The following is a 26608-nucleotide window of genomic DNA, read 5'->3' on the forward strand; positions in this document are numbered from 1 at the left end:
TCACAGCCGCGCTTGCCTGCGCGTCAAACCGTTGTTTCCTGCGGGTTCAGCGATCGATCTCGCCAAACACGATGTCTTGCGTACCGATGATCGTCACCGCATCGGCAATCATGTGACCCTTCGCCATTTCGTCAAGCGCGGCCAGATGAACGAAGCCCGGTGCGCGGATCTTCAAGCGGTACGGCTTGTTGGCGCCGTCGGAGATTGCATAGATGCCGAACTCGCCCTTCGGGTGCTCAACAGCGGCATACGCCTCGCCTTCGGGCACATGCATACCTTCCGTGAAGAGCTTGAAGTGGTGAATCAGCTCTTCCATGTTGGTCTTCATGTCCACACGCGACGGCGGCGCCACCTTGTGGTTATCGGTGATCACAGGGCCCGGGTTTTTGCGCAGCCACTCGATGCACTGGCGAATGATGCGATTGCTCTGGCGCATTTCTTCCACGCGCACCAGATAACGGTCGTAGCAATCGCCGTTCACGCCAACCGGGATGTCGAAATCGATGCGGTCGTACACCTCATACGGCTGCTTCTTGCGCACATCCCATTCGATGCCCGAACCACGCAGCATCGCACCGGAGAAACCTTTGTTAAGCGCACGCTCCGGGCTCACCACGCCGATACCAACGAGACGTTGCTTCCAAATCCGGTTGTCGGTCAGCAGCGTCTCGTACTCGTCAACGTACTTCGGGAAGCGGTTGGTGAAGTCTTCAATGAAATCAAGCAGCGAACCCGAACGCGTTTGGTTCAGGGCGGCCAGCGCCTTCTCGTTGCGCACCTTGGACGCCTTGTATTGCGGCATCGTGTCAGGCAGGTCGCGATAGACGCCGCCCGGACGGTAGTAGGCGGCGTGCATGCGCGCGCCCGACACCGCCTCATACATATCGAACAGGTCTTCACGCTCGCGGAAGGCGTACAGGAACACCGCCATGGCGCCAACGTCCAGCGCGTGCGAACCAATCCACATCAGGTGGTTCATGATCCGCGTGATTTCGTCGAACATGACGCGGATGTACTGCGCACGCAGCGGCACTTCGAGACCCAGCAGCCGCTCGATTGCCATCACGTAGGCGTGCTCGTTGACCATCATCGACACGTAGTCGAGGCGGTCCATGTACGGCACGCTCTGAATCCACGTCTTCTGCTCAGCGAGCTTTTCAGTCGCGCGGTGCAGCAGCCCGATGTGCGGGTCGGCACGTTGAATGACTTCACCGTCCAACTCAAGCACCAGGCGCAGCACGCCGTGTGCTGCCGGGTGTTGCGGACCGAAGTTCAGGGTGTAGTTCTTGATATCTGCCATGTTCGGGCGCCCTTCAGTGCTTCAGACCACCGTATTGATCCTCACGGATCACACGCGGCGTAATCTCGCGCGGCTCGATGGTGACCGGCTGGTAGACCACGCGGCGCTGCACCGGGTCGTAACGCATTTCAACGTAACCCGACACGGGGAAGTCCTTGCGGAACGGGTGGCCAATGAAGCCGTAGTCGGTCAGGATGCGGCGCAGGTCCGGATGGCCTTCGAACACAAGACCGTAAAGGTCGAACGCTTCGCGCTCGAACCAGTCAGCGGAATTCCAGATCGTGGTCACCGACGACACCACGGGCAGGTCATCGTCCGGCGCAAACACGCGCACGCGAACGCGCCAGTTGTGCGTGATCGACAGCAGATGCGACACCGCAGCGAAACGCGGGCCGTTCCAGGCACCGTCGCCGTAGTCGGCGTAGTCGACGCCGCACAAGTCCATCAGCTGTTCAAATTTGAGCGAAGCGTCGTCGCGCAGCGTGCGCATGGCGTCGAGGTAATCGGCAGCCTTCACCACGAGGGTGAGTTCACCGACCGACTCGGTCAGGCTTTGAACGCGATTGCCCAGCGCCTTTTCCAGCGCGGCCTTCAGGGTGGCAAGCTTGTCGGTCATGTCAGGCCTTGCGCGCGATGGTGTTGGTGCGACGGATCTTGGCCTGCAGCTGAATGATGCCGTAGATCAGTGCTTCGGCCGTCGGCGGGCAGCCCGGCACGTACACGTCGACCGGCACGATGCGATCGCAGCCGCGCACGACAGAATACGAGTAGTGGTAGTAACCGCCGCCGTTCGCGCACGAACCCATCGAGATGACCCAGCGAGGCTCGGCCATCTGGTCGTACACCTTGCGCAGCGCGGGCGCCATCTTGTTGCACAGCGTGCCGGCCACGATCATCACGTCAGACTGACGCGGCGACGGGCGGAACACCACGCCGAAACGGTCCAGGTCATAACGCGATGCGCCCGCATGCATCATTTCCACAGCACAGCAGGCCAGGCCGAACGTCATCGGCCAGAGTGACCCGGTACGGGTCCAGTTGATCAGCTTGTCAGCGGTTGTCGTGACAAAGCCTTCGTTGAGTACGCCTTCGATCGCCATTTCACATCACTCCCAATCGAGCGCGCCTTTTTTCCAGATGTAGACGAAGCCCACGAGAAACTCGAGAAGAAACACGCCCATCGCAAAGAACCCCGGCCAGCCGATCTCACGCAGCGCCACGCCCCAGGGGAAGAGGAACGCGGTCTCCAGATCGAACAGAATGAACAGGATGGCGATGAGGTAATAGCGCACGTCGAACTTCATGCGCGCGTCTTCGAATGCCTCGAAGCCGCACTCGTACGGCGAGAGCTTGTCAGGATCGGGATTGTTCGGACCGAGGACTCGGCCGATGGTCATCAGAGCAAGGCCGAGGCCAACACCGACAACGATGAACAACAGTACGGGGAAATAGGCTTCGAGGTTCAAGGGACGCCCGCCTTTTTGAATGGTTGCAACAGCACTGCCCGCAGGCGGCGCCTTGTCGCCCCATCGAAGGCGCCGGGTCCGCAGCCTTACGACGCCTCGACTGCACGTCGTCTTGCGGAGGGGCCTGCGCGGAACATCCCGTTGAACAGACCCCGAATTTGATTGGTGCCGACGGCGAGACTCGAACTCGCACAGCTTTCGCCACTACCCCCTCAAGATAGCGTGTCTACCAATTTCACCACGTCGGCTGGGGGAAGAAACTCTATCAGGAACGCGGTTAAGACTTAACGCCCTTGCCGTTTCCCGTATTGTTCCAAGCCTTGCATTCTACCGCAAAGCAACGCTTTTGTTCAATGCACAAACAAAAATCTTATCCCTCGCAACGCGCCGAAAAACCTCAACGGCACGCCACGATCGTTGCATCAAATTACTTCGGCACAGCGGGCGCGGAAGCTGCGCCCGAAGCAGCGGCAGGAGCCGAGGCCGCGGGTGCCGATGCCGTGGACGCAACAGGCGCGACCGAACCCATCACACCCGCCGACACGCCGCCCTTGTTGGTGCCGATCAGCGTCAGCGCAAGCGTGGCAACGAAGAACACGGTGGCCAGCACGGCCGTCGTACGCGACAGGAAGTTGGCCGAACCGGTGGCACCAAACAAGCTGCCCGACGCGCCCGACCCAAATGCCGCCCCAACGTCCGCGCCCTTGCCGTGTTGCAGCAGCACCAGGCCGATCACGCCGAGCGCGCTCAGAATTTGCGCCACCAGCAGCAGAGTCTTCAGAATTGCCATTTCGTTTCTCTCAATAATATGTTGCAGCCGCACATGGGTGACATCGCGACTCGATCGGTTGTTTATGCGCGCCCGATCGCCAGGAAATCTTCTGCCTTCAACGATGCGCCGCCGATCAGGCCGCCATCGATGTCCGCCATTGCAAACAATTCGCCGGCATTGTCGGGCTTGACGCTGCCACCGTACAGAATTGACAGACGCTGCGCCACGCCAGCGTCGCGGGCAGCAACACGTGCGCGCAGAAACGCGTGCACAGCCTGCGCCTGCTCGCTCGTCGCGGTCTTGCCCGTGCCAATGGCCCAAACCGGCTCATACGCCACGACGATACGACCAAGTTGCTCGACCGACAGCGCTTCGAGAACTGCATCGAGTTGGCGGGCGACCACCTGCTCGGTCTCACCTGCTTCACGTTGCGCGAGCGTTTCGCCCACACAGACGATCGGGGTAATGCCATGTTCCAGTGCACGCAGCGCCTTGGTCGCCACTTGCGCATCGGTTTCGCCATGGTACGAGCGACGCTCGGAGTGACCGACGATCGCGTAGCCGCAGCCAAACTCCGACAGCATCGACGCCGCCACTTCGCCGGTAAAGGCGCCCCGCGTTTCAGCCGACACATCCTGCGCGCCCCAGCCGACTGCAGAACCGGCGAGCAAGGACTGGCACTGGGCCAGGTACGGGAACGGCACACACACGGCCAGCGTGGCGTTGGTTTTGCCTGCCGCTTTGATCTGTTCAAGCAGCGCGGCGTTCGTGCTCAGACTGCCATGCAGCTTCCAGTTGCCCACCACCAGCTTCGGTCTTGCGTTCACGTTTTGCCCGGTCGACTGTCAAATAAACCCAGCATTCTACCGCGGCGTCAAAAACGGGGTCAATTTTGGCGTCCTGGCGTCAATCCCAAACCAACATGATCTTGCCGATATGCGCGCTCGATTCCATCAAAGCATGCGCCTGCGCGGCCTGTGCGGCCGGCATGACCTCATGGACGACCGGCTTGATGCGCACAGACGCAAGCAACGGCCAGACCGTTTCATACAGATTGGCCGCGATGGCCGCCTTGAATGCAACCGGACGCGGGCGCAGCGTCGAGCCCGTCAAGGTAATGCGCCGACGCAGGATGTCGCCCAGCGGCACCTCGGCCTTGGCGCCGCCCAGCAACGCGATCAGGACGATGCGGCCATCGTCGGCGGTGCAGGCGATTTCGCGCGCGACATAACTGCCGCCGACCATGTCGAGCACCACATCGGCGCCGCGCCCTGTCTCGGCCTTGACGATTTCAACGAAATCCTCGGTCTTGTAGTTGATGGCGCGCGTGGCCCCGAGCTCGACGCAGGCGTCACACTTTTCGGCGCTACCGGCCGTGGCGAACACGCGGTGACCCAATGCAGACGCGATCTGAATCGCCGTCGTGCCGATGCCGCTGGAGCCGCCCTGCACGAGCAGCGTTTCATCGGCGCCGTGCGCGCCCCGCCCCAGCAGGCCTCGGTCGAACACGTTCGACCACACGGTGAAATAGTTTTCTGGCAATGCAGCGGCTTCGACATCGGACAAGCCGGCCGGCACAGGCAGCACCTGGCCCAACGGCGCCGTGCAGAACTCCGCATAACCGCCGCCTTGCACCAGCGCGCAGACGCGATCGCCTACCTTCAGGCCGTAGCGATTGTCGGCGTGCGCCAGATCACCGCTGACTATCTCGCCTGCAACTTCGAGCCCCGGAATATCCGAGGCACCGGGCGGCACCGGATAGTTGCCCGTGCGCTGGAACACATCGGGCCGGTTCACGCCCGCTGCACGCACGCGGATCAGAACCTCGCCGGCCTTGGCCTCCGGCATCGGGCGCTCGCCAAGCTTCAAGACTTCAGGGCCACCGTACTGGGTGATTTCAATCGCTTTCATGAGAATCGGATCGAGAGGGTTACGGCGCAGTGCGCGGGTTACGAGACGCTACGCCTCGGTTCAACAAAGTGCTGCGGAATGCCGCGCGTGGTTTCGCGCATGATTTCTTGTTTGCCGTGGACGATGCCGTCGGCGATCTTGCCGATATGCAACTTGAGCCACATCTCCGTCGGCGAGCCGGCGCGATAGTCGGCCGGGCCGAGCATGTCGACGCGATCATCGGCACGCAAGTTGTCAGCCTGCTCGAATGAGCGAGGGCTCTCCGGGTTGTAGACCGCATAGGTGCGGCCGCCGCCCTTGCGGGCGACCGAAAACGCCGGAATATCACTCGGCCCATCGGCGACGTAGATCATGTTGGCGAAGGGCACGCGGCGCTCGTCCTCGGCAATCGACGAGTTCACACTTACCGCTTCCGGGTGCTTATTGACGCCCTTGTTGATCTCAAACAGCGCACGCGTCTTGGTGGTGTTATCGATGGCGTAGATGACTTCCGCAATGACCGGCCGGCCATCCGCGTTCGAGTCGGACGCCTCCAGAAATTCGCAGCCCCACACGCCGTCGATGTACGGGGCGATGGGCGAGCCCTTGATCATCTCTGTCAGGCCCGTGCTGACGATGTAGTGTTCGAGCTTGATGTCGAACGCCTGGTAGGTTGCGTTGTCGCGCACCCACGCCTTGCTGCGCTCGAAGAAATCAGTCACGCCGGGGAAGAATTCGAGTTCGGCGCCCAGTTCGCGCAGCGTTGCATTGTCGAGCCCGCCCATGCGGCCGTCGCGCACATGGCGCAGCAGCACATTGAGGTAGAACGTTTCCTGGTTGACCTTCTGACCGCGCGATTCAATTTCGCGCGAGCCTGCAGCCACTTCGTCCCAGAAACCCTGCTCGGCGATATTGAAGCGATCGAACAGCGGCACTTGCATGTAGCGCGGGATCAGTGTCTTGTCGAAATCCCAGACGATGGCGATGCGGTTTTGCTCGAACAGGCGGCTCATGATGGGGCGCGAAGGGACAACAGGAAGAACTCGCGACGCAGTGTAAACAAAAAAACGGCTGGACATCGTCCAGCCGTTTTTCTTGGCGAAAATCGCTCGCTTACTGCTGTTGTTGCTGCTGTTGTTGCGAGGCAGCGTCGCCAGCACCCGGTGCTTGCGGTGCAGCGACCGGCACGTCGCCCTCTTCGGCCTTGGCGGCCTTGATCGACAGGCGCATGCGACCCTTTTCATCGGTGCTCAGCAGCTTCACGCGCACAGCCTGGCCTTCCTTCACATAGTCGGAAACCTGGTTCACGCGCTCGTTGGCGATTTCCGAGATGTGCAGCAGACCGTCCTTGCCCGGCAGGATGTTCACGATCGCGCCGAAGTCCAGCAGTTTGAGCACGGTACCGTTGTAGATCTTGCCCACTTCGGCTTCTGCCGTGATGCCTTCGATGCGGCGCTTGGCTTCTGCCATGCCTTCCGACGAGGTCGACGCGATGGTGATCGTGCCGTCTTCCCCGATGTCGATCGTGCAGCCGGTTTCCTTGGTCAGCGCCTGGATGGTCGAACCACCCTTGCCAATCACGTCGCGGATCTTCTCCGGGTTGATCTTGACCGTGATCATGCGCGGTGCGTGCTCCGACAGCTCGGTGCGTGCGCCGCCCATGGCAGCCTGCATCTTGCCCAGGATGTGCAGACGGCCTTCCTTGGCTTGCGCCAGTGCCACCTGCATGATTTCCTTGGTGATGCCCTGCACCTTGATGTCCATCTGCAGTGCGGTGATACCAGCGTCGGTACCAGCGACCTTGAAGTCCATGTCACCCAGGTGATCTTCGTCACCCAGGATGTCGGTCAGCACGGCGAACTTGTTGTCTTCCAGGATCAGGCCCATGGCCACGCCAGCAACGTGCGCTTTGATGGGCACGCCAGCGTCCATCAGTGCCAGCGAGCCGCCGCACACCGAAGCCATCGACGACGAGCCATTCGACTCGGTGATTTCCGACACCAGACGGATCGTGTAGCCGAATTCGTCGGCGGGCGGCAGCACCGGAATCAGTGCGCGCTTGGCCAAACGGCCATGGCCGACTTCGCGGCGCTTCGGGCTGCCCACGCGGCCAGTTTCGCCCGTGGCGAACGGCGGCATGTTGTAGTGGAGCATGAAGCGATCACGGTACTCGCCTTGCAGCGCGTCGATGATCTGCTCGTCGCTCTTGGTGCCCAGAGCGGCCACCACCAGCGCTTGCGTTTCACCACGCGTGAACAGCGACGAGCCGTGCGCACGCGGCAGCACCGACGAACGGATCTCGATCGGGCGCACCGTGCGGGTGTCGCGGCCGTCGATACGCGGTTCGCCATTCAGGATCTGGCCGCGCACGATCTTCGATTCGAGCTCGAACAGGATGTTGTCGACTTCCACGCCATCGGCTTCCACGCCGGCTTCGGCCAGCTTGGCCGCAACCGACTTGTAGACTTCCTTCAACTTCTGGCTGCGGGCCGACTTCTGGCGCAGCTGGTAAGCAGCTTGCAGATCGGCCAGGCCCAGTTCGGACACCTTTGCGACCAACGCTTCGTTCTTCGGCGCAGCTTGCCAATCCCACTCAGGCTTGCCGCCGTCGCGCACCAGGTCGTGGATCGCGTTGATGGCGATCTGCATCTGCTCATGGCCGTACACCACGGCACCCAGCATGATCTCTTCCGACAGCTGCTGCGCTTCGGATTCGACCATCAGCACGGCACGCTCGGTACCGGCAACAACCAGGTCCAGATCCGAGTGCGCCAGTTGTGCGCGGTTCGGGTTCAGCAGGTACTGGCCATCCTTGTAACCCACGCGGGCAGCGCCCACCGGGCCGTTGAACGGCAGACCCGACACAGCCAGTGCAGCCGAAGCAGCAACCAGCGCCGGGATGTCAGCCGGCACTTCCGGGTTGATCGACAGCACGTGGATAACGACCTGGACTTCGTTGTAGAAGCCTTCCGGGAACAGCGGACGCAGCGGGCGATCGATCAGGCGCGAGGTCAGCGTTTCGTTTTCCGACGGACGGCCTTCGCGCTTGAAGAAGCCACCCGGGATCTTGCCAGCGGCGTAGGTCTTCTCGAGGTAATCGACAGTCAGCGGGAAGAAGTCCTGACCCGGCTTCGGGTTCTTGGCGCCCACCACGGTAGCGAGCACGACGGTGTCGTCCATGTCGAGCAGCACAGCGCCGCTCGCCTGGCGGGCGATCTCACCCGTTTCCATGCGGACCTTGTGGCCGCCCCATTGGAATTCTTTGACGACCTTATTGAACATGGTCATAGCATCTCCTGTTCGGTATTCGCGGCGCGCTTCATTGCGCTTCACCGCGACAAATACGTTCCGTAAGACGGTGCGGTTGCAGAGGTGTGTTTTATGCCATTCCAGCGCAGCGCTGGCATCAATGCCGCGCTGGAATGACACAAGGCCCTGCTTCCTGCCGCCCCCGGTCCTTGGCAGCCGCTTCATCTTGAACTGGCCGACTGCCATCACTCACCGGTTGCCCGGCGCGGCCACAAACGCAGCCGCCAAAAACAAAATGCCTGCATCAGCACGCTGACGCAGGCACTTTTCATCACGCGCAGTGCGTGATACCCACCATTACTTACGCAGACCCAGCTTCGCAACCAGGGCGGTGTAACGGTCAGCGTCCTTGCTCTTGAGGTAGTCCAGCAGGCGGCGACGACGGCTCACCATGCGGAGCAGGCCGCGACGGCTGTGGTGATCCTTCATGTGCGCCTTGAAGTGCGGCTGCAGTTCGTTGATGCGAGCAGTCAGCAGTGCAACTTGCACTTCCGGGCTACCCGTATCGTTGGCGCTGCGGCCGTTATCTTTGACGATGTCTTGCTTTTTGATGTCAGCGACGGACATTTTGATTCCTTTGACTTGCGGACACTGCAGCGCCTGAATCGCCGCCGTTGGTGCCGTGTTGAACAATGATCTTGCTGCCCATCCAAAATCGGTCTGGACAGCAAGACCGCGATTATAGCGCAGAACCGCGCCATGACGACAGTGCTGTGCCGCCCTGCTTAATAGCGCACCATTTTGCAGGTCGTGGGCAATGCGGTTTGCGCCCCTTGAATCACTTTTAGCGTACGAAAACCATAGCCCGAGCCCTCGATATCAAACAGCGCACCGGGCATGCCCGCCCGCTCCATCTGCGCGACGACGAGCGGCTGAATGGCTTGATGGTCCTCCGCTCGCAGCGTAATGCGGTGGAAGCCGTTGTCGAACGATGCGCGTTCTAGCGCACGCGCCACGGCGGCAGCTTCCGTGGTCTCGGCACGCTCGATGGCGGCGGCCAGCATGTCGATCAACATCTGGTCGCGCAGCAATGGGTAATCGTCGGCGGGTGCCGGATAACGCGCACGGAAGGCCTTGTAGAACGCATCGGACTTGGCACCGCCCAGGTTCGGATGCCACTCCGCCACGGCCACCACACGGCCGACGCCGGCTTCGCCCATCGCGCCTGGTGCACCAAGCGAGTTGCCATAAAAGGTAAAGAAGCGCGCCTTGAGCCCGGCATCTCGCGCGGCCTTGACGAGCAGCGTCAGATCGTTCCCCCAGTTGCCGGTGATGACCGTATCCGCACCCGACGCGGCAATACGCGCCACATACGGCGCAAAGTCCTTCACCTTGCCGATCGGGTGCAGCACCTCGCCAACGATCGCGATGTCCGGTCGCTTTTCGCGCAACTGCTGGCGCGCCGATTGCGCCACCTGGCGGCCGAACGTGTAGTCCTGCCCAATCAGGTAGACCCTTTTGATCGCCTTGTCATCGCGGATCACTTCCGTCAGCGCGTGCATGCGCATGTCGGCCGACGCATCGAAGCGGAAATGCCAGAAGCTGCATCCCTCATTGGTCAGCGCCGGATCGACGGCAGCGTAGTTCAGGAACAGCACGCGCGCATCCGGATGGCGGTCGTTGTAGCGCGAGATCGACGTCGACAATGCAGCCGCTGCCGCAGAACTGTTGCCCTGCAGCACGAAGCGGATACCCGCATCCGTGGCGGCCTGCAGTTGCAGCAACGATTCGTCGACGGTGTTCTTGCTATCGAAGCGCACAAGCGCAAGCGGATGGTGGCCATCAGGCAGCTTCACACCACCGCGTGCATTTACGCCTTCGATGGCCATGCGCAGATTGCGCTCCACTGCCTCGCCCGCATTGGCAAACGGGCCCGAAAGCCCTTCAATCAGGGCCAGCCGGATCGGCGCGCCTTCGGGCTGGGCACTTGCCGCGCCGCACAACCCCACAGCCGCCAGCGCGGTCACAAACCAACGAAACACCATGGCAAATCTCCGTGAAGCGCGGATGGTAAAGCGCCGCCGCATGTCGGCACAAGCCCACAAGCCGGCAGAGACCGCACGGCCTCCTACACTGAAGGCATCGGGAGACTATTTGTGAACATTCGATCGACATGGCAGTGCGCGGCACTGCTCGCCGCAGCGCTGACATCAACGTGCGCGTGTACCATGCTGGCGCCCTTACAAACGGGCGAAGCGCTGATCGGCCAACCCGCTTCTGCCGTGGAAGCACGCTTTGGCAAACCACCCGAGCGGTATCCGCGAGCCGATGGCGGCATGCGCTGGCTATATCCGACGCAGCCCTATGGGCAATTCACCTATGCCGCTGATTTCGACGCGAGCGGCAAGCTCGTCTCGTTCCGGCAGATTCTGACCACGATGGATTTTGCGCAGATCCGTGTCGGCACGGCGACGCAGAATGATGTGCTGCAGACGTTCGGCAAGCCCGAGGAGACCGCCTATTTCCGGCTGATGGATCGACAGGTGTGGTCCTATCGCTTTAGGCACGAAGGCGTCTGGCCCTCGCTGATGAACTTCTATTTTGACCGCGACGGCGTCGTGCGGCTCACGCAGGTCAGCCCCGACCCGATGTACGACCACGATCACGATTCAAGCCGGTGAACCAGCGTTAACCGCCAGAACGGCAACTTCCACGCGAGGCGCATCGCCTGGCGTGGACGTTCGGGTCGGCCATGTCGTGGATCGCACAGACATCGCTCTCAAAGACGGCCGGCATGGTGCACGCTCCTGACGTGTCCGGTGCCGCCGCACCCGCTTCGCGTTCCGGTGGATAGCCGGGTGCGCGCTCAGTGGTGATCGTGTTGGGGTCTGGGCTGACTCCTGCCTGTGTTCATGAAACCCGCGATCAGATCTGCGGGTTGAGTTTTTCGCTGCTCTTGTCCTGCAGCTTGTTCAGAGCGGCAAGGTAAGCCTTGGCCGAAGCCGCAACGATGTCCGGGTCAGTACCCACACCGTTGACGATACGGCCCGACTTGGACAGGCGCACCGTCACTTCGCCCTGCGCCTGCGTGCCCGTCGTGATGGCGTTGACCGAATACAGCAGTTGCTCGGCGCCGCTGGCGACCTTGCTCTCAATCGCATTGAGCGTGGCGTCAACCGGGCCATTGCCCTCCGCTTCACCCGTCACTTCCTTGCCATCCGCGACGAAGACGATGCGCGCGTGCGGACGCTCGCCGGTTTCCGAACGCTGGGCCAGCGACACGAAACGGAAGTGCTCGCCCTCGCTGTGCTGCGCTTCGTTCGAGACGATGGCGACGATGTCTTCGTCGAAGATCTCAGCCTTCTGATCGGCCAGCTCCTTGAAGCGGGTGAAGGCAGCGTTCAGTTCGGCTTCCGAATCCAGTTCAATGCCCAGTTCCTGCAGACGCTGCTTGAACGCGTTGCGGCCCGAGAGTTTGCCCAGGACGATCTTGTTGGCCGTCCAGCCCACGTCTTCGGCACGCATGATTTCGTACGTGTCGCGCGCCTTGAGCACGCCATCCTGGTGGATGCCCGAAGCGTGCGCGAAAGCGTTGGCGCCCACGACAGCCTTGTTCGGCTGCACAACGAAACCGGTGATCTGCGAGACCAGCTTGGAAGCCGGCACGATCTGCGTGGTATCGACACCCACGTCGAGATTGAAGTAGTCGCGGCGCGTCTTCACGGCCATCACCACCTCTTCGAGGCTGGTGTTGCCGGCGCGCTCGCCCAGGCCGTTGATCGTGCATTCAATCTGGCGTGCGCCGCCCAGTTTGACAGCGGCCAGGGAGTTGGCGACCGCCATGCCCAGGTCGTTATGGCAATGCACCGACCAGACCGCCTTGTCGGAATTCGGGATGCGCTCGCGCACCGAGCGGATCAGGGCGGCATAACCTTCCGGCACCGCGTAGCCCACCGTATCCGGCAGGTTGATGGTGGTGGCGCCCTCGGCGATCACGCCTTCCAGCACGCGGCAGAGGAAATCCATATCGGAGCGGCTGCCATCTTCCGGCGAGAACTCGATGTCATCGGTGAACTGGCGCGCGAAACGCACCGCCAGGCGCGCCTGCTCGTACACCTGATCCGGCGACATGCGCAGCTTCTTTTCCATGTGCAGCGCCGATGTGGCGATGAACGTGTGGATGCGGAACTGCCCCGCCGGCTTGAGCGCCTCGGCAGCGCGGGAAATATCACGGTCGTTCGCACGGGCCAGCGAGCAAATGCGCGAATCCTTGACCGACTGCGCAATCGCGCGGATCGCCTCGAAGTCACCATTGGAGCTGGCCGCAAAACCGGCCTCGATCACGTCCACCTTGAGCCGCTCCAGCTGCTTGGCGATGCGGATCTTCTCTTCCTTGGTCATCGACGCCCCGGGGGACTGCTCGCCGTCGCGCAAGGTGGTATCGAAAATGATCAGTTTGTCGCTCATGGCGGCTCCTTGGTGGGGTGACGTTTTTGGCGTCGGTCTTAGTGGGTGTCTCGAATGGTTTTTTGCGGCGCAGAATGCAAAACGCCCCGGCGTGCATGGTTGCAGGCCGGGGCGCTGTGAATTCTGGTTCGCGAAAACTTGGCGGTTTTTGCTTGCCTTGTCTTGCGATTTCCTATGCGCGTGTCCCGACCTGACGACCTAGTAGGCCATCAATCGAGACTAGCGTAATCAGAATGGAAATCGGGCGCGAAAGCATACGAATGACTATAGACGAATTCAAAAATTGACGCAAGCGCACAATGGTGCAGCGCATGGGTCACTCATGTGCTTCGTCCGATGCCTGCTTTGGCAAACGGGGGCTACCTTGTTGCCCATGCAGCGCGCGCCACCCCCACAGCAGGTAGCCCGACACCGCGTAGCCAACAAACAGGCCGAACAACGCCACCGGCGGATCGCTGGATATCACGACGAATAACACAAGCACGAGCACCATCACGCCGAACGGTACGCGGTGGCGAACATCGAGCGCCTTGCCGCTGTAAAACGGCGCGTTCGACACCATCGACAGCCCTGCATACAGCGTCAGCCCGAAGGCTACCCACGGCATCCACAGCTCTTTGACCGGCAGCTTGTTGTCGATCGCCAGCCAGACAAAACCTGCGATGAGCGCAGCGGCGGCCGGGCTAGGCATGCCCTGGAAGAAGCGCTTGTCGACCGATCCGATGTTCGTGTTGAAGCGCGCGAGACGCAATGCAGCGCCGGCGCAATACACGAACGCAGCGAGCCAGCCCCACTTGCCCAGATCGCGCAGGATCCATTCATACATGACCAACGCCGGCGCTACGCCGAAGGACACCATGTCCGACAGCGAGTCGTATTGCTCGCCGAACGCGCTCTGGGTATTGGTGATGCGGGCGACGCGGCCGTCCATGCCATCGAGCACCATCGCCGCAAAGATGGCGATCGCGGCCGTCTCAAAGTTCAGGTTCATCGCCTGCACGATGGCGAAGAAGCCGGCGAACAGCGCGGCCGTCGTGAACGCGTTGGGTAGCAGATAGATGCCTCTGCGGCGCGGACGCACGATCTCCAGATCGTCGTCATCCGAGCGCGGCTGGTTGTGCCGCAGCGGACGCAGGTGCGTCACGTTGCCGGCGGTAAAACGCTTCTTGCGTCGGTTGAACGCGGGCATGGCGACCTCCGGATCAGTCCAGCTCAGCAAGCACCGTAAGCGTGGCGGATACCTTCTCGCCGATGGTCACGCGTGGACGCGCCGTCAGCGGCAGGTACACGTCAACGCGCGAGCCAAAGCGGATGAAACCGTAGCGCTGGCCACGCGTGAGTACTTCGCCTGCCTTGGTATAGCAAAGGATGCGCCGCGCGATCAATCCTGCCACCTGCACTGAAGTGACGAGCTGACCATCAGCGCGGCGCAGCACGATGGCGTTGCGCTCGTTTTCCAGCGACGCCTTATCCAGGTCCGCATTGACGAACTTGCCCGGGAAGTACTGCACCTGCTGCACCGTGCCATCGACCGGCGCGCGGTTCGAGTGCACATTGAACACGTTCATGAACACGCTGATCTTCAGCGAGTCGCGATCAGCGTACGGGTCGCGCACCTGCTCGACGGCGACGATGCGACCATCGGCCGGCGACAAAATCGCATTGGCCTGCGTTGGCACAGCGCGCGCGGGATCGCGGAAAAACTGCAGCACAAACAGCGTCAGCACCCAGAACGGCCATGCCCAGCCAAAGCCGGCGGCAGCCTGCACAATGAGCGTGACGATGAAAATCCCGCCCAGGTACGGCCAACCCTCGCGGGCGATGATGGGATGCGGATACGTGTTGTTCAAATCAGACCTCGACAGCGTCTTGAAGGAAATGCGGCATTCTAGCCGACACGGGGCCGCGCCATCACTTGAAACACTGTTTGCCTCCCTGGAAACAGCATAAAAAAAGCCAGCCCGAAGGCTGGCTTTCTCGCACAAGATGCGCTCGATCAGTTCTTCGTCTGGTCGACCAGCTTATTCTTGGCGATCCACGGCATCATCGCGCGCAGCTTGGCGCCAACTTGCTCGATCTGGTGCTCTTCGGTCAGGCGGCGGCGCGAGATCAGCGTCGGCTGGCCTGCCTTGTACTCCAACAGGAAGCTCTTGGCGTATTCGCCAGTCTGGATGTCCTTCAGGCATTGCTTCATGGCCTTCTTGGTCTCTTCCGTCACAACGCGCGGGCCGGTGACGTATTCGCCGTATTCGGCGTTGTTCGAGATCGAGTAGTTCATGTTGGCGATGCCGCCTTCATAGATCAGGTCGACGATCAGCTTCAGCTCGTGCAGGCACTCGAAGTACGCCATTTCCGGCGCGTAACCGGCTTCCACCAGCGTCTCGAAACCTGCCTTGATCAGTTCGACGGTACCGCCGCACAGCACGGCCTGTTCGCCGAACAGGTCGGTTTCGGTTTCTTCGCGGAAGTTCGTCTCGATGATGCCGGCGCGGCCGCCGCCGTTGGCAGTGGCGTACGACAGGGCGATATCACGTGCGGCGCCCGACTTGTCCTGGTGCACGGCGATCAGGTGCGGCACGCCGCCACCTTGCGTGTACGTGCCGCGCACGGTGTGGCCGGGGGCCTTCGGGGCGATCATGATGACGTCCAGGTCTGCGCGCGGGATCACGGCACCGTAGTGCACGTTGAAGCCGTGGGCGAATGCCAGTGCGGCGCCTTGCTTGATGTTGCCGTGCACTTCATTCTTGTACACGTCGGCAATCTGCTCGTCCGGCAACAGGATCATGACGACGTCGGCTTCCTTCACTGCCTCGGCCACTTCCTTGACCTGCAGGCCGGCGTTGACGGCCTTGTTCCACGACGCGCCGTTCTTGCGCAGACCGACCGTCACCTTCACGCCCGAGTCGTTCAGGTTCAGGGCGTGGGCGTGACCTTGCGAGCCATAGCCGATGATGGTGACGTTCTTGCCCTTGATCAGGGAGAGGTCGGCGTCCTTGTCGTAAAACACTTTCATGTTGATGTCCTAATTTTCAAATACTTCAATATCGATGGGGTCCGGCCGCTGTTACACGCTGGTGCACGCGCCGGTTCAAACCTTCAGAATGCGCTCGCCGCGGCCGATGCCCGAGCCGCCCGTACGAACGGTCTCAAGAATTGCAGTGCGATCGATGGCATCGAGAAACGCGTCGAGCTTGCTGCCGTTGCCGGTCAGCTCGATCGTGTAGGTCTTCTCGGTCACGTCGATGATGCGGCCGCGGAAGATGTCCGCGGTACGCTTCATCTCCTCACGCTCCTTGCCGACCGCGCGCACCTTCACAAGCATCAGCTCGCGCTCGATGTGCGCACCTTCGGTCAGGTCGACGACCTTGACGACTTCCACCAGGCGGTTCAGGTGCTTGGTGATCTGCTCGATGATGTCGTCCGAACCGGTCGTGACGATCGTCATGCGCGACAGCGAGGCGTCTTCAGTCGGGGCGACCGTCAGCGTCTCGATGTTGTAGCCGCGCGCCGAGAACAGGCCCACCACGCGCGACAGCGCGCCCGGTTCGTTTTCCAGCAGGACGGAAATGATGTGGCGCATTAGAGGTCCTCCGCGCCGAGCAGCATTTCAGAAATACCCTTGCCTGCCTGAACCATCGGCCAGACGTTTTCTGTCGGGTCGGTCTGGAAGTCGAGGAACACGGTGCGATCCTTGAGTCGGAAGGCTTCGCGCAGCGCGGGCTCGACGTCAGACGTCTTCTCGATGCGCATGCCGACGTGGCCATACGATTCAGCCAACTTCACGAAGTCCGGCAGCGCCTGCATGTAGGAATGCGAGTAGCGGTTGTCGTATTCGATTTCCTGCCACTGGCGCACCATGCCCAGATAACCGTTGTTGAGCGAGCAGATCTTCACCGGCGTGTCGTACTGCAGGCACGTCGACAGTTCCTGGATACACATCTGGATCGAGCCTTCACCGGTGATGGTGACGACCTCCTTGTCCGGGAACGCTTTCTTGATGCCCATCGCGTACGGCAGCCCCACGCCCATCGTGCCCAGGCCGCCAGAGTTGATCCAGCGACGCGGCTCGTTGAACTTGTAGAACTGCGCAGCCCACATCTGATGCTGACCGACGTCGAGCAGATGAATGCATCGCCATTGGTCAGTTCCCAGATCTTCTCGACCACATACTGCGGCTTGATGATCTCGGAGGTGCGGTCGTATTTCAGGCAATCGACACTGCGCCACTGCTCGATCTGCTCCCACCACTTGGCCAGCGCCGTCTTGTTCGGCTTGGCTTCGCCAGACTGGATCTGGGCAATCATCTCCTGCAGCACGTCCTTGACGTTGCCGACGATGGGGATGTCGACCTTCACCCGCTTCGAAATGGAGGACGGATCGATGTCGATGTGGATGATCTTGCGCGGCTGCGAGGTGAAGTGCGCCGGGCTGCCGATCACGCGATCATCGAATCGCGCGCCGATGGCAATCAGAACGTCGCAGTTCTGCATCGCCATGTTGGCTTCGTACGTGCCGTGCATGCCGAGCATGCCCACGAACTGCTTGCTGGTGCCGGGGAACGCACCCAGGCCCATCAGCGTGTTCGTCACGGGGTAGCCCGTCAGCGCAGCCAGCTGGCGCAGCTCTTCGCTGGCCTCGGCAAGCACCACGCCGCCACCCGAATAGATGTACGGACGCTCGGCCTGCAGCAGCAGGCTCACTGCCTTCCGAATCTGCCCCGAATGCCCCTTGTTGACCGGGCTGTACGAGCGCATCTCGATGGTCTTCGGGTACTCGTACTTGCAGAGTTCGCGCGAGACGTCCTTGGGGATATCCACCACCACCGGACCCGGACGGCCCGTTGCGGCGATGTAGAACGCCTTCTTGATGGTCGAGGCGAGGTTGCGCACGTCCTTGACCAGGAAGTTGTGCTTGACGATCGGGCGGGTAATGCCGACGGTATCGCACTCCTGGAAGGCGTCCTGGCCGATGGCGTGCGTCGGCACGTTGCCGGTGATGATCACCATCGGGATCGAATCCAGGTAAGCAGTGGCGATGCCTGTCACGGCATTGGTCACGCCCGGGCCGGACGTCACAAGGGCGACACCGACCTTGCCCGTGGCACGCGCATAGCCGTCAGCCGCATGGACTGCCGCCTGTTCATGGCGCACCAGGATGTGTTCGATCTTGTTTTGCTTGTAGAACGCGTCGTAGATATAGAGCACCGCGCCGCCGGGGTAACCCCAGACGAACTCGACGCCCTCTGCCGCGAGCGCATTGACGAGGATGTCAGCCCCCATCATGTCGGCAGGTGAACCGCTATTGGCGTGGGAAAATTCCGCGCTTGGCATATTCATGTCAGTCCTTTGCAATTTTCGGCAAAAAATTGTTTGGATGCTCTCTACCGGGCTTGTGGCGCGGATTTGAGCGGTGCGCGTCTGCATGGATGGTCCGCCTGATGGGCGGCCAGATGAGACAAACCACAGATGTTGTGAACCAAGGATGATACTGCAATGCCGCATGACGGTCCAGCGCCGGCGCGATTCCCCACTCCCGGCGGCCCGCCCCCCAGTCGGACTGTCCGCGGGGCCGCATTTTTGCTAGCATCGCAACATTTTTTACGGCCAAGGCCGTTGACGCCACGCGGCGTGATCATCACTTCTTGAGAATGTGAATTTTCGCGCGGCTGCCTCACAGGATTCGCACCCGCCGTTGTATGGCCTCTGAACAGGAACTGTCGGCCTTTCTCCTAAGCGTCGAGAAACGCGCCTTCAAGCAGGCGGTCTTCGCGGTGCGCGACGACGATGCCGCGCTCGATATCGTGCAGGACGCCATGATCAAGCTGGCCGAGAAATACGGCGACAAGCCCGGGGCTGAACTGCCCCTGCTGTTTCAGCGCATTCTGCAGAACACGATTCACGACTGGTTTCGCCGCACCAAGGTGCGCAACACGTGGGTCAGCCTGTTCTCCAGCTTCCGCTCGGACGCCGAAGGCGACGACACCGATCCGCTTGAACTGATTGAAAGCGAAGCCGGCACCACAGCGGCGGAAAGCAGCGCCGACAAGGTCGAGCGTTCGCAGATGCTCGAGATTCTGGAACGCGAAATCGAGAAACTCCCCACACGTCAACGGGAGGCCTTCCTGATGCGTTATTGGGAGGACATGGATGTTGCCGAGACAGCCCAGGCGATGGGCTGTTCCGAGGGCAGTGTAAAGACACACTGCTCGCGGGCAACACACGCCCTGGCCCAAGCGCTGCGGGCGCGAGGGATCCGACTATGAACAAGGTAGAACTCCGAGAACGCCGTTTTGTGCATGCCGTCCGAACCGCTCTGAACGAGTCGGCCGGACAGTTGCCGCCCGACGTGCGCGACCGCCTCGCAGCGGCGCGCCGGATGGCGCTTGCGCAAAAAAAAGCGGAAGCGCCGAGCACGGTGCACTCGCCTGCCTTGGCGATGCCGGGAGGCGGCTCGGTGTCCTTCGAGATGGAAGGCGAAGCACCGTCTCCGCTGCAACGTGCCGCTGCAATCCTGCGTCGCCTTGGCCTGCTGTGGCCGACCATCGCGCTGGTGGCGGGGCTCGCGGGCATCTATCAGTGGCAACAGCAGCAACGCGTGGACGAACTCGCGGAGGTCGATGCCGCAATGCTGCTCGACGATCTCCCGCTGGCTGCTTACGCCGATCAAGGCTTTCATCAGTACCTCAAGCACGATCAGTGAAAGGCTGATCGATGAGCAACTTCCAGCACACCCACGGCCAACCACCGCGAGGCGCAAGGACCGTGCGCCTGCGCGCCGGCATCGTCGCGTTGATCGGCGCTGCCGGCCTGATGGCGGGACTTGCGGCGGGGCAGGTTCCGGCCGCTTCGGCATCCGCAGCGGCGCCTGGCGTGACAGTCAATGCGCCGGTGGATCTGCCGACGCCGCCGGCGACCAACCCGCTGCCCGCCGTCCATCCGAACTGGGCCGAGCTGACCATTGTTCAGCAGCGCATCTTCGCGCCGCTGGCACCAGAGTGGAACGGCATGCCGGAATTGGCCCGCAAGAAGTGGCTGCAGATCGCCCAGGCGTATCCGAAGTACACGCCGGTTCAGCAGCAGCGCCTGCAAACGCGCATGGCGGATTGGGTCAAGCTCACGCCGGAGCAACGCCACCGCGCGCGTGAGAATTTCCAGACCACCAAGTCGCTGCCAGTGCAGAAGAAGAGCGAGGCCTGGCAGAGCTACCAGCAACTGACCGAAGAGCAGAAGAAGGCGCTGGTTGCCGCGGCCAAGGCGCAAAAGCACCCTTCCGCAGTGACGGCACTGCCGGGCGGCGCGGGCCTGGCGAAGGACGCGGCCAAATCGATTCATCACGGTGCGCGCACCAAGCCTGGTACGACCAAATCCGCGCCGACGTACAAGACGACCGCCACGGCATCCACGCCGGCCGCAACCCCTGCGCCCGAACCTGCCGCTGCCGCACCTGCCGCTGCCGCACCTGCCCCTGCCAGCGCACCGCTCACGCCGGTGCACCCTGTTGCACCACCCGCGACCACCGGTGGAGAATCGGGCAACCCGCCGCCCTCGACGGTGCTGGGCGGCTGAGGCCGGCAAACCCTTTGGCATAATCCGAACCACGTGCCGCTCGACCTCCGCGCCGGCACATGATGGATTGCGCTCACGGCGCTCACACTCTGTTCGATGGCCACCTCCGTTTCCACGTCTTCACCCGTTGCGGCGCCTGATCCGCTCGCCGCGCCCACGCTGCGCCGCCGTCTTGCCGCGATGCTGTACGAAGGCCTGCTGCTGTTTGGTGTGATGTTTGGCGCCACGGCTGTCTTTCTGTTGCTGCGCCTGATCGCGCCGCCGCTGGCGCGCACCGGCGATGTAGGGCTGCAGGTGTGGGGCTTTCTGTCGCTCGGTCTGTACTTCGTGTGGTTCTGGCGCAAGCGTGGCCAGACACTGGCGATGCAGACGTGGCGCATGCGCGTGGTCAACGCCGATGGATCGCGTATTTCGCTCGGCCGCGCCGTTGCGCGCTATCTGCTGGCGTGGGTATGGGTGGCTGCGGCAGTCGGCATGATCCACCTGAGTGGAGCGTCCCGCTGGGCCGGCGCCGGTGTCGCTCTGGCGTGCCTGCTGGCCTGGGTTGCGCTGGCGTGGCTCGATCCGCAGCGCCAGTTCCTGCACGATCGCCTGGCCGGCACGCGGCTGGTGCGCGACTGATTGACTTCACGCTCGGCGGCCACCTCCTCCATGACGCGCGCCGATCTGCCCACCTCCCCTGTTCCCCTCGCCTTCCTGACCGCGGCTACCGCGCGCCGCATTGCCGTGGCGCTGCAATGTGCGGCGACGCTGGCGGTTGGCTGGGCGGCACATCGCTGGGGCGGATGGAGTTGGCCGGCTGCAAGTTTGCTCGCGGGCGCGGCGCTGGTGCTGGGATATCTCCTTTCGGTCGGGTGGGCGTTCCTGGTGTCACTGAAGAGCCTGGGCACCGCGATACCGGACGACCCCGTATGGGACCGCATACCCGTGCCGCGCGAACACCGCATCGGCATCACCGGCTTCATCGCATGTTGGTTGCGCGAATGTGTATCCGTGGCGTGGATGTTCAACGTGCTGCAACCGTTCCGAGCGCGCGCCGCGTTCGATACACCGGCGGGTGATGGCAAGCGCGTGCCCGTGCTGATGATCCATGGCTATGGCTGCAATCGCGCGGTATGGTTGCCGATGCAGCAGCATGTAGCGGCAGCCGGATACCCGACCGACGCCATCGATCTCATGCCGCTGCTGGGTGACATCGACGACTACGCCCGGGACATGGCGGCCGCCGTCGCGCGCCTGACGCGCATGCACGGCCGTGCGCCCGTTCTGCTCTGCCACAGTATGGGCGGGCTTGCCGCACGTGCTCTGCTGCGCCAGTCGCAGCCCTGCCCTGTCGCCCACGTCATCACGCTCGGCACGCCGCATCGGGGCACGGCAATGGCGCGTACGGGACGCGGCCACAATGTGCGCCAGATGGCTTGGGCGAGCCCTTGGCTGCGCCAGCTTGCGGCATCCGAAATGCCGGCCTCCCGAGCACGCATCACGTCGATTTTCTCGTGGCACGACTCCATCGTCGGCCCGGCTGGTGCATCCTGGCTGGAAGGCGCGCGGCACATCCCATTCGCGGGCATCGGCCATGTGTCGCTGTTATGCGACGCACGCGTGCGTGATGCCGTGCTGGCAGAACTCGCCCGCGTCGAAGGCGTCTCTGCTACCCCTTCTGCTTGAAACGCCCGCCCGGCGCGCTTCTTGGGCGCATCCCCTTCCCTTACCGGCAATCACGTCATGTGACGGTCATGTTTCTGACACGGCTTTTTCATGCAGCGATGGCGAAATCCGTCCAACGCAGCCTCTGTTGCCGACATGGTCCTGCCAAATCTGCCATCGCGCCCTGGTTTCCTCCGCCGCCTCGCGCAACGCTTTCGCGCTGCTCCCCTCACCGGTTCCGACTGGAACGCTCCACCGCCACTGATGCAAATGGCCGCCGGACTCACCGCCGCGGGTGCGCTGGGCTCCGCTGTACCAGCAGGTCGGGGCGATGTCCGCGAGCATGAAGCACCGGTCGCCACGCCGGCTTCGACCTCGGCGCCCGATCGATCGGCTGACACCGACACTGACCCGCCCGCCGAGAAAATCCAGCACTACCGCACGATCTGGCTGTCGGACATCCACCTCGGCACGCCGGGCTGCCAGGCCGACTATCTGCTCGACTTTCTCAAGCACCACAAATCGGACACGCTGTACCTGGTGGGCGACATCGTCGACGGCTGGCAACTGCGCAAGGGCTGGTACTGGCCGCAGGCACACAACGATGTGGTGCAGAAGGTCCTGCGCCGCGCGCGCAAAGGCACACGCGTCGTCTTCATCCCAGGCAACCACGACGAGATGGCGCGCCAGTTCCACGGCCTGAACTTTGGCGACATCGAAGTCGCTGAAGACGCTGTGCACGTGACCGCCACGGGCAAGCGCCTGTGGGTCGTGCACGGCGACCTGTTCGACGGCGTGATGCAGCACGCGCGCTGGCTGGCCTACGTCGGCGACTCGCTCTACACCTTCATCCTCGCGATGAACCGGCACTTCAACCGCATCCGCGTGCGGTTCGGTTTTCCGTACTGGTCGCTGTCGCAATATCTCAAGCACCAGGTCAAGAACGCGGTCAACTTCATCAATTCGTTCGAGCGTGTGATGACGGACGAAGCGCGCCGCCGCGGCTGCGACGGCGTGGTCTGCGGGCATATCCACAAGGCCGAGATCCGCGAGATCGACGGCCAGCTCTACTGCAATGACGGCGACTGGGTGGAGAGCCTCTCTGCCTTGGTCGAAACCATGGAAGGCGAACTGCAGATCGTCTACTGGACGCATCTGCTCGATGCGCCGCGCACTTCCCGCCGCGCACGCCGTGCCGCTGCGGCCGCCGCCTGATGGAAGCCCATATGACCCACACCAGCATCGACCTCGTGCAACCCGTCGCCGTCCAACCTACCCCCCAAGGAGAGCCCGTGAAAGTCATGATCGTCACCGATGCCTGGGAACCGCAGGTCAACGGCGTCGTCCGCACCCTCACCCAGACGCGCCGCGAGCTGGAGGCCATGGGGCACATCGTCGACATGATCACGCCGCTGGAATTCAAGACGGTGCCGTGCCCGACGTATCCGGAAATCCGCCTGTCGATCCTGCCCTCCAAGCGCGTGCGCGAGCGCATCGAAAAGTTCGCCCCGCAGGCCTTGCACATCGCCACCGAAGGCCCGCTGGGCCTGGCTGCACGCGCCTACGCGCTGCGCCATAAGCTGCCCTACACGACGGCATACCACACGCGCTTTCCGGAGTACGTGCAGGCGCGCTTCGGCATTCCGCTGGCGTGGACGTATCGCTTTCTGCGCTGGTTCCACAGCCCCGCGCAGGCCGTGATGGCGCCGACGCCCGTGGTGCTGAAAGACCTTGCTGACTACGGCATCACCAACGGCGTGCTGTGGACGCGCGGCGTGGATCTGGACATCTTCACCGCCCAGCGCAGCAACGTGCTCAACACCGCCCATCCGATCTTCCTGTACGTCGGCCGAGTGGCGGTGGAAAAGAACGTCGAAGCCTTCCTGGAACTCGATCTGCCGGGCTCCAAATGGGTGGTGGGCGAAGGCCCCGCTCTGGCCGGTCTGAAGACGAAGTACCCGAACGTCAGCTACCTCGGCGTGCTCAAGCAACCGGAGCTGGCCAAGGTGTACGCCTCGGCCGATGTGTTCGTCTTCCCGAGCCGCACCGACACGTTCGGCCTGGTCCTGCTGGAAGCGCTGGCCAGCGGCCTGCCGGTGGCCGCGTATCCGGTGACGGGGCCGATCGACGTGCTGGGCGATTCGCCGGCCGGCGCGCTGCGCGAAGACCTGCGCGAAGCCTGCCTGGAAGCGCTGCGCATCGACCGCGTCACCGCACGTTCTCATGCCGAGAAGTTTTCGTGGCGTGCCGCCTCGGAGCAATTCCTTGCGCACCTGCGGCCAATGCCCGCTGCACCCGCCGGCAATACCAAGGCCGCCGAGCCAACTACCGCCGCGGGTGCCTGAGCCTTGCATTCCATGAAGCCCACCACCCCGCCGGACAAGCGACTGGAAAATCCGCCCGCACCGCCCGCGGCCGGTGCGTACTCGCCGGCCGACAACCCGCATAAGGGCAATCGCGGCATCACGCGGGCGTGGTTTGCGCTCAAGAATTCCATCAGCGGCATCCGCTTCGCCATCGACGAGGAAAGCGCGTTCCGCCAGGAGTTGACGCTGTGCGCCATCCTGCTGCCATGCGCGTTCGTGATTCCCGCCACGGTGGTCGAGCGCATTCTGATGCTCGGCACGCTGGTGCTGGTGCTCATTGTCGAACTGCTCAATTCGAGCGTGGAAGCGGCCGTTGACCGCATCTCGCTGGAGCAGCACGGGCTGTCCAAGCGCGCCAAGGATTTCGGCAGCGCGGCCGTCATGCTCGCCCTGCTGCTGTGCGTGGGGACTTGGGTGGCGATCGCCTGGCCGTGGGTGGCGTCGCTGTTGCATTAGGAACACCAGCGAAAAGCCGGCGACAACGTTTGGTAATGCCTGCCCCACAGCATGTGGGGGTCGTTGCACAAGCACGATCTCTTATAATCCGGGCACCAATACGCCACGGAGACAGGGCCACCGGCCTTGGCAGTTCAATGGAAACCAAGCAGCATTCCACCGGCCCGCGCCGCACGCGCGATCGCATTCTCGAAGTGTCGCTGCGCCTGTTCAACGAACTGGGCGAGCCCAACGTCACCACCACGACGATCGCCGAAGAGCTGGAGATCAGCCCGGGCAACCTGTACTACCACTTCCGCAACAAGGACGACATCATCAACTCGATCTTCGTGCAGTTCGAGCAGGAGATCGCCCGTCGCCTGAAGCTGCCGGATGACCACAAGGCCACACTCGACGAAACGTGGGGCTACCTGCAGTACATGTCGGAGTTTCTATGGAACTACCGCTTCCTGTACCGCGACATCAACGATCTGCTCGCGCGCAACCGCATGCTCGAGCTGAACTTCAAGCGCATCGTCGAGCAGAAGCGCCACTTCGCCATGGACATCTGCCACCAGTTCATCGAAGACGGCGAGATGGAAGCCACGGCCGAGCAAGTCGACGTCATCTGTACCAACATCGTCGTGATCGCCACCTACTGGCTGTCGTTCCAGTTCGTACAGCACCCGCGCCAGTACAACGACCCGAACGCTATCCGTGACCACCTGCACGGCGTGAGCTACCACATCCTGTCGATCCTCGCGCCTTACCTGCGCGGCAAGCCGCGGCGAGCGTTTGATTTGCTGGCGGTCAGCCGCAGCAACGATCCGCCCATTGGCAACCCCGGCACCACCACTCCTGCTCAATGAAATCGATCTGCGTCTATTGCGGTTCCAGCCCGGGTGAGCGCCCGGAATACAAAGCCAACGCCATCGCGCTCGGCAATGAGATGGTCAAGCGCGACCTCACGCTCGTCTACGGCGGCGGCAACGTCGGCCTGATGGGCGTGGTGGCCGACGCGGTGCTGCACGGCGGCAGCCCGGTCATCGGCATCATCCCGAAATCGCTGGTGCGCAAGGAGGTCGGGCATAAGGAGTTGACCGAACTGCACATCGTCGACAGCATGCACCAGCGCAAACAGATGATGGCCGACCGTGCAGACGCCTTCATCGCCATGCCCGGCGGCGTCGGCACCTACGAAGAGCTGTTCGAGACGTTCACGTGGCTGCAGCTCGGCTATCACAACAAGCCAATCGGCCTGCTGAACGTGGCGGGTTTTTACGACAAGCTGCTCGCCTTCATCGACCATGCCGTGCAGGAAGGCTTCCTCAAGCGCCACCACGCTGATCTGCTGCACGTGAGCAACGATCCTGCCGCGTTGATCGACATGCTGGCGCGTGCGCCGCGCGAGACGGTCGACAAGTGGTCTGAACGTCGCGAGCGCACGTAGG

The 26608-nt window shown here is 62.6% G+C and carries 27 protein-coding genes, 1 tRNA gene and 1 pseudogene; 11 read left to right on the top strand and 18 right to left on the bottom strand.

Annotated elements, in window-relative coordinates:
• Nucleotides 1–46 precede the first annotated feature (46 nt).
• The 12 genes from BEK68_RS09210 to BEK68_RS09265 form a co-directional block, all read right to left on the bottom strand.
• Nucleotides 47–1300: an NADH-quinone oxidoreductase subunit D gene (locus tag BEK68_RS09210; RefSeq protein WP_004630803.1), complete on the bottom strand. Its 1254-nt coding sequence runs from the start codon at nt 1298–1300 to the stop codon at nt 47–49.
• A gap of 13 nt (nt 1301–1313) precedes the next feature.
• Entirely contained in the window at nt 1314–1916 is a 603-nt protein-coding gene (locus BEK68_RS09215; protein ID WP_004630806.1) for an NADH-quinone oxidoreductase subunit C, read from the bottom strand.
• Between the two features lies 1 nt (nt 1917).
• Nucleotides 1918–2400: a NuoB/complex I 20 kDa subunit family protein gene (locus BEK68_RS09220; protein WP_004630808.1), complete on the bottom strand. Its 483-nt coding sequence runs from the start codon at nt 2398–2400 to the stop codon at nt 1918–1920.
• A gap of 6 nt (nt 2401–2406) precedes the next feature.
• Nucleotides 2407–2766: an NADH-quinone oxidoreductase subunit A gene (locus BEK68_RS09225; protein WP_004630810.1), complete on the bottom strand. Its 360-nt coding sequence runs from the start codon at nt 2764–2766 to the stop codon at nt 2407–2409.
• A gap of 163 nt (nt 2767–2929) precedes the next feature.
• Nucleotides 2930–3014 (bottom strand) — tRNA-Leu (locus tag BEK68_RS09230).
• Between the two features lie 179 nt (nt 3015–3193).
• On the bottom strand, nt 3194–3556 hold the full coding sequence (gene secG, locus BEK68_RS09235; protein WP_004630811.1) for a preprotein translocase subunit SecG: 363 nt from the start codon (nt 3554–3556) through the stop codon (nt 3194–3196).
• Nucleotides 3557–3618: 62 nt separating this feature from the next.
• Nucleotides 3619–4365 carry a triose-phosphate isomerase gene (gene tpiA / locus BEK68_RS09240; RefSeq protein WP_012436066.1) on the bottom strand — a complete coding sequence of 249 codons (747 nt, stop codon included), beginning with the start codon at nt 4363–4365 and terminating at the stop codon, nt 3619–3621.
• A gap of 79 nt (nt 4366–4444) precedes the next feature.
• Complete coding sequence (locus tag BEK68_RS09245; protein WP_012436067.1) at nt 4445–5449, bottom strand: NAD(P)H-quinone oxidoreductase; 1005 nt, start codon at nt 5447–5449, stop codon at nt 4445–4447.
• Between the two features lie 38 nt (nt 5450–5487).
• On the bottom strand, nt 5488–6441 hold the full coding sequence (locus BEK68_RS09250) for an HAD family hydrolase (RefSeq protein WP_004630818.1): 954 nt from the start codon (nt 6439–6441) through the stop codon (nt 5488–5490).
• Between the two features lie 100 nt (nt 6442–6541).
• Nucleotides 6542–8716, bottom strand: a complete 2175-nt coding sequence (gene pnp, locus BEK68_RS09255; protein WP_012436068.1) for a polyribonucleotide nucleotidyltransferase — start codon at nt 8714–8716, stop codon at nt 6542–6544.
• Nucleotides 8717–9034: 318 nt separating this feature from the next.
• A complete protein-coding gene (gene rpsO / locus BEK68_RS09260; protein ID WP_012436069.1) occupies nt 9035–9304 on the bottom strand; it encodes a 30S ribosomal protein S15 in 270 nt (89 codons plus the stop codon).
• 158 nt (nt 9305–9462) lie between these two features.
• On the bottom strand, nt 9463–10722 hold the full coding sequence (locus BEK68_RS09265; protein WP_012436070.1) for a branched-chain amino acid ABC transporter substrate-binding protein: 1260 nt from the start codon (nt 10720–10722) through the stop codon (nt 9463–9465).
• A gap of 183 nt (nt 10723–10905) precedes the next feature.
• Between BEK68_RS09265 and BEK68_RS09270 the strand changes: the two genes are divergently transcribed.
• Nucleotides 10906–11358: a membrane protein gene (locus BEK68_RS09270; RefSeq protein WP_012436071.1), complete on the top strand. Its 453-nt coding sequence runs from the start codon at nt 10906–10908 to the stop codon at nt 11356–11358.
• A 244-nt stretch (nt 11359–11602) separates the two neighbouring features.
• Here BEK68_RS09270 and BEK68_RS09275 read toward each other — a convergent pair whose 3' ends face one another.
• From BEK68_RS09275 to BEK68_RS09300, 6 genes and pseudogenes are all read right to left on the bottom strand, one after another.
• Nucleotides 11603–13144 (bottom strand): 2-isopropylmalate synthase, encoded by a 1542-nt coding sequence (locus tag BEK68_RS09275; protein ID WP_004630827.1) that lies wholly within the window; start codon nt 13142–13144, stop codon nt 11603–11605.
• Between the two features lie 316 nt (nt 13145–13460).
• A complete protein-coding gene (gene pssA / locus BEK68_RS09280; protein WP_004630829.1) occupies nt 13461–14333 on the bottom strand; it encodes a CDP-diacylglycerol--serine O-phosphatidyltransferase in 873 nt (290 codons plus the stop codon).
• Between the two features lie 13 nt (nt 14334–14346).
• Nucleotides 14347–14994 carry a phosphatidylserine decarboxylase gene (locus BEK68_RS09285; protein ID WP_004630830.1) on the bottom strand — a complete coding sequence of 216 codons (648 nt, stop codon included), beginning with the start codon at nt 14992–14994 and terminating at the stop codon, nt 14347–14349.
• A gap of 146 nt (nt 14995–15140) precedes the next feature.
• Nucleotides 15141–16157, bottom strand: coding sequence for a ketol-acid reductoisomerase (gene ilvC / locus BEK68_RS09290; RefSeq protein WP_004630832.1), 1017 nt, complete (start codon nt 16155–16157; stop codon nt 15141–15143).
• Nucleotides 16158–16232: 75 nt separating this feature from the next.
• Complete coding sequence (gene ilvN, locus BEK68_RS09295) at nt 16233–16724, bottom strand: acetolactate synthase small subunit (protein WP_004630835.1); 492 nt, start codon at nt 16722–16724, stop codon at nt 16233–16235.
• Nucleotides 16724–18480: pseudogene (locus BEK68_RS09300) on the bottom strand (acetolactate synthase 3 catalytic subunit). Before BEK68_RS09300 ends, ilvN begins: the two are co-directional and overlap by 1 nt.
• Before the next feature lie 359 nt (nt 18481–18839).
• Here BEK68_RS09300 and BEK68_RS09305 point away from each other — a divergent pair.
• The 10 genes from BEK68_RS09305 (at nt 18840) to BEK68_RS09350 (ending at nt 26607) form a co-directional block, all read left to right on the top strand.
• Nucleotides 18840–19406, top strand: coding sequence for an RNA polymerase sigma factor (locus tag BEK68_RS09305; protein ID WP_004630839.1), 567 nt, complete (start codon nt 18840–18842; stop codon nt 19404–19406).
• Nucleotides 19403–19843 (top strand): DUF3619 family protein, encoded by a 441-nt coding sequence (locus tag BEK68_RS09310; protein ID WP_012436072.1) that lies wholly within the window; start codon nt 19403–19405, stop codon nt 19841–19843. The genes BEK68_RS09305 and BEK68_RS09310 overlap by 4 nt, the downstream gene beginning before the upstream one ends.
• Nucleotides 19844–19854: 11 nt before the next feature.
• The gene (locus BEK68_RS09315) at nt 19855–20709 is read left to right on the top strand and encodes a DUF3106 domain-containing protein (RefSeq protein WP_012436073.1); all 855 of its coding nucleotides are present in this window, start codon (nt 19855–19857) and stop codon (nt 20707–20709) included.
• A 96-nt stretch (nt 20710–20805) separates the two neighbouring features.
• Nucleotides 20806–21330, top strand: a complete 525-nt coding sequence (locus tag BEK68_RS09320) for an RDD family protein (RefSeq protein WP_004630846.1) — start codon at nt 20806–20808, stop codon at nt 21328–21330.
• A 30-nt stretch (nt 21331–21360) separates the two neighbouring features.
• Nucleotides 21361–22377, top strand: a complete 1017-nt coding sequence (locus BEK68_RS09325) for an alpha/beta fold hydrolase (protein ID WP_012436074.1) — start codon at nt 21361–21363, stop codon at nt 22375–22377.
• A gap of 243 nt (nt 22378–22620) precedes the next feature.
• A complete protein-coding gene (locus BEK68_RS09330) occupies nt 22621–23571 on the top strand; it encodes a UDP-2,3-diacylglucosamine diphosphatase (RefSeq protein WP_012436075.1) in 951 nt (316 codons plus the stop codon).
• A gap of 86 nt (nt 23572–23657) precedes the next feature.
• A complete protein-coding gene (locus BEK68_RS09335) occupies nt 23658–24701 on the top strand; it encodes a glycosyltransferase family 4 protein (protein ID WP_024541931.1) in 1044 nt (347 codons plus the stop codon).
• Nucleotides 24702–24713: 12 nt separating this feature from the next.
• Nucleotides 24714–25178 carry a diacylglycerol kinase gene (locus BEK68_RS09340; protein ID WP_004630853.1) on the top strand — a complete coding sequence of 155 codons (465 nt, stop codon included), beginning with the start codon at nt 24714–24716 and terminating at the stop codon, nt 25176–25178.
• Nucleotides 25179–25315: 137 nt separating this feature from the next.
• A complete protein-coding gene (locus BEK68_RS09345) occupies nt 25316–26026 on the top strand; it encodes a TetR/AcrR family transcriptional regulator (protein ID WP_004630855.1) in 711 nt (236 codons plus the stop codon).
• On the top strand, nt 26023–26607 hold the full coding sequence (locus BEK68_RS09350) for a TIGR00730 family Rossman fold protein (RefSeq protein ID WP_004630857.1): 585 nt from the start codon (nt 26023–26025) through the stop codon (nt 26605–26607). The genes BEK68_RS09345 and BEK68_RS09350 overlap by 4 nt, the downstream gene beginning before the upstream one ends.
• Nucleotide 26608: the final 1 nt, after the last annotated feature.

This window comes from Ralstonia pickettii (genome assembly GCF_001699815.1).
Lineage (GTDB): Bacteria > Pseudomonadota > Gammaproteobacteria > Burkholderiales > Burkholderiaceae > Ralstonia > Ralstonia thomasii.

Excerpts from the sequence above, each read along its gene's own strand:
- BEK68_RS09210 (WP_004630803.1), bottom strand. The coding sequence starts at position 1,300 with ATGGCAGATATCAAGAACTACACCCTGAACTTCGGTCCGCAACACCCG.
- BEK68_RS09215 (WP_004630806.1), bottom strand. The coding sequence starts at position 1,916 with ATGACCGACAAGCTTGCCACCCTGAAGGCCGCGCTGGAAAAGGCGCTG.
- BEK68_RS09220 (WP_004630808.1), bottom strand. The coding sequence starts at position 2,400 with ATGGCGATCGAAGGCGTACTCAACGAAGGCTTTGTCACGACAACCGCT.
- secG (WP_004630811.1), bottom strand. The coding sequence starts at position 3,556 with ATGGCAATTCTGAAGACTCTGCTGCTGGTGGCGCAAATTCTGAGCGCG.
- BEK68_RS09245 (WP_012436067.1), bottom strand. The coding sequence starts at position 5,449 with ATGAAAGCGATTGAAATCACCCAGTACGGTGGCCCTGAAGTCTTGAAG.
- BEK68_RS09250 (WP_004630818.1), bottom strand. The coding sequence starts at position 6,441 with ATGAGCCGCCTGTTCGAGCAAAACCGCATCGCCATCGTCTGGGATTTC.
- pnp (WP_012436068.1), bottom strand. The coding sequence starts at position 8,716 with ATGACCATGTTCAATAAGGTCGTCAAAGAATTCCAATGGGGCGGCCAC.
- rpsO (WP_012436069.1), bottom strand. The coding sequence starts at position 9,304 with ATGTCCGTCGCTGACATCAAAAAGCAAGACATCGTCAAAGATAACGGC.
- BEK68_RS09265 (WP_012436070.1), bottom strand. The coding sequence starts at position 10,722 with ATGGTGTTTCGTTGGTTTGTGACCGCGCTGGCGGCTGTGGGGTTGTGC.
- BEK68_RS09270 (WP_012436071.1), top strand. The coding sequence starts at position 10,906 with ATGCTGGCGCCCTTACAAACGGGCGAAGCGCTGATCGGCCAACCCGCT.
- BEK68_RS09275 (WP_004630827.1), bottom strand. The coding sequence starts at position 13,144 with ATGAGCGACAAACTGATCATTTTCGATACCACCTTGCGCGACGGCGAG.
- pssA (WP_004630829.1), bottom strand. The coding sequence starts at position 14,333 with ATGCCCGCGTTCAACCGACGCAAGAAGCGTTTTACCGCCGGCAACGTG.
- ilvC (WP_004630832.1), bottom strand. The coding sequence starts at position 16,157 with ATGAAAGTGTTTTACGACAAGGACGCCGACCTCTCCCTGATCAAGGGC.
- ilvN (WP_004630835.1), bottom strand. The coding sequence starts at position 16,724 with ATGCGCCACATCATTTCCGTCCTGCTGGAAAACGAACCGGGCGCGCTG.
- BEK68_RS09305 (WP_004630839.1), top strand. The coding sequence starts at position 18,840 with ATGGCCTCTGAACAGGAACTGTCGGCCTTTCTCCTAAGCGTCGAGAAA.
- BEK68_RS09310 (WP_012436072.1), top strand. The coding sequence starts at position 19,403 with ATGAACAAGGTAGAACTCCGAGAACGCCGTTTTGTGCATGCCGTCCGA.
- BEK68_RS09315 (WP_012436073.1), top strand. The coding sequence starts at position 19,855 with ATGAGCAACTTCCAGCACACCCACGGCCAACCACCGCGAGGCGCAAGG.
- BEK68_RS09320 (WP_004630846.1), top strand. The coding sequence starts at position 20,806 with ATGGCCACCTCCGTTTCCACGTCTTCACCCGTTGCGGCGCCTGATCCG.
- BEK68_RS09325 (WP_012436074.1), top strand. The coding sequence starts at position 21,361 with ATGACGCGCGCCGATCTGCCCACCTCCCCTGTTCCCCTCGCCTTCCTG.
- BEK68_RS09330 (WP_012436075.1), top strand. The coding sequence starts at position 22,621 with ATGCAAATGGCCGCCGGACTCACCGCCGCGGGTGCGCTGGGCTCCGCT.
- BEK68_RS09335 (WP_024541931.1), top strand. The coding sequence starts at position 23,658 with ATGATCGTCACCGATGCCTGGGAACCGCAGGTCAACGGCGTCGTCCGC.
- BEK68_RS09340 (WP_004630853.1), top strand. The coding sequence starts at position 24,714 with ATGAAGCCCACCACCCCGCCGGACAAGCGACTGGAAAATCCGCCCGCA.
- BEK68_RS09345 (WP_004630855.1), top strand. The coding sequence starts at position 25,316 with ATGGAAACCAAGCAGCATTCCACCGGCCCGCGCCGCACGCGCGATCGC.
- BEK68_RS09350 (WP_004630857.1), top strand. The coding sequence starts at position 26,023 with ATGAAATCGATCTGCGTCTATTGCGGTTCCAGCCCGGGTGAGCGCCCG.